The organism is Spirillospora sp. NPDC048824 (assembly GCF_043198455.1).
Classification (GTDB): domain Bacteria; phylum Actinomycetota; class Actinomycetes; order Streptosporangiales; family Streptosporangiaceae; genus Spirillospora.
This window is the reverse complement of the sequence record NZ_JBICUS010000066.1, coordinates 1-1,483: the sequence shown is the minus strand read 5'-3', so window position 1 is coordinate 1,483 and position 1,483 is coordinate 1. Positions and strand designations below refer to the sequence as shown.

At 69.7% G+C, this 1,483-nt stretch carries 1 protein-coding gene; it reads left to right on the top strand.

Going from position 1 to position 1,483, the window contains the following annotated elements:
• Positions 1-1,483, top strand: a 1,483-nt coding sequence (locus ACGFIS_RS37530; protein ID WP_392974026.1) for an IS1634 family transposase, incomplete at both ends; no start/stop codon positions are given.

Sequence of the window (1,483 nt, the reverse complement as noted above, 5' to 3'; positions counted from 1 at the left end):
GACCTGGAGTTCAGCGCATCGGTCCCGTTCGGCGGCGCCTACGTCCTGGACCACCTGTGGCGGCGGCTGCGCATCGACCGGATCGTCACCGGAGCCGGCCGGCCCAAGCGCGGTCGGCGCCGCGACATGACCACCACCGAGCGGGTGCTGTTCGCCCTGGTCGCCAACCGGGCCCTGGCCCCGTCCTCCAAGCTGGCCGCCGCCGAGTGGATCACCCGCGACGTGCACATCGAGGGCCTGGCCGAGATCGGCGAGCAGGCCTGCTACCGGGCGATGGACTGGCTGCACCGGGTGCGCGACGAGGTGGAGAAGCAGGTGTTCGACGAGGTCGCCACCCTGCTCAACCTCGAGGTCGACCTGCTGTTCTTTGACACCACCAGCACCTACTTCGAGCTGGAGGACGCCGACGAGCCCGTCGAGCGGGACGAACGCGGCCAGGTCCTGGCCGCGGGCGGTCGACCGGCCGCCGGCGGCGACCCGGTGGGGTTCCGCACGCACGGCAAGTCCAAGGACTCGCGCGACGACCTGCCGCAGATCGTGATCGGCATGGCCGTCACCCGCGACGGGATCCCGGTCCGGGTCTGGTGCTGGCCCGGCAACGCCTCCGACCAGGTCGTCATCCGGCAGGTCAAAGACGACATGCGGGACTGGACCCTGTCCAAGATCGTGTGGGTGACCGACCGCGGGTTCTCCTCGTCGCGCAACCGGCGCTACCTGCGCAGCGGCGACCACTCCTACATCATCGGCGAGAAGCTGCGCTCCGGATCGGCCGAGATCAAGGCCGCCCTGTCGAGACAGGGCCGCTACACCGAGATCGCCGGGAACATGCGGGTCAAGGAGGTGCGCATCAGCGACACCGAGCGGTTCGTCATCTGCCACACCCCCGAGGCCGCCGAGCGCGACAAGCACATGCGCGAGCAGCTCCTGGCCCAGCTGGCCGAGGTGATCGAGGGGTCGGACGCCCTCAGCGAGTTCAAGCGGGGCGAACTGCGCGGGAAGATCACCGCCAAGCCCGGGCTGAACCGGTATCTGCGCACCACCCCGGCCGGCAAGCTCCGCATCGACGCCGCCAAGGTCAAGGCCGAGGCCAACCTGGACGGCAAGTACCTGCTGCGCTGCTCGGACCCGCACCTGAGCGCCGAGGACATCGCCCTGGGCTACAAGCAGCTCCTCGAGGTCGAGCGGGGCTGGCGCGACATGAAGCAGGTCATCGATCTGCGGCCGGTCTATCACCGGCTCGAAGAACGCATCCGCGCCCATGTCGTCCTCTGCTGGCTCGCTCTGCTGCTCATCCGGATCACCGAGACCACCACCGGCGCCACCTGGCCGAACATCCGCCGCGAGCTCGACCGGGTCCACCTGGGCACCTTCACCGGCCCCACCGGGGTGTTCCGCCGGACCACCACCCTGACCAAGCCCCAGGCCGATCTGCTGTCCGCGCTCGACATCCCCGCCCCCAAGCAGGTCATCGACCTCAACCCGA